General features: G+C 30.9%; 1 protein-coding gene. It reads right to left on the bottom strand.

The window, feature by feature from the left end:
* The coding region (locus tag KJQ99_RS10465; protein ID WP_284467069.1) for a shikimate kinase at positions 1–207 on the bottom strand (207 nt) is incomplete at both ends.

Here is a 207-nt window from a genome sequence, read left to right on the forward strand (position 1 = left end):
GCAATTTCGCCTTTTCATCAAATAATGGGCGTTTAGTATCGTTTTTAAGCCTTGTTGCGATTTTGTAAAAACTAAGGTCTAAAAACACTACAAAACCTAATTTTCTTAAATCTTGTAAATTAGCAAACCCACCGCCGCAAGAGATGATTAAATCACTTTTTGTGGCTAATTCATCTCTTAATTCTTTTTCTAAATTCCTAAAATATT

The sequence above is a fragment of the Campylobacter sp. 2018MI13 genome, assembly GCF_018501135.1.
In the GTDB taxonomy this organism is placed as follows: Bacteria; Campylobacterota; Campylobacteria; order Campylobacterales; family Campylobacteraceae; genus Campylobacter_E.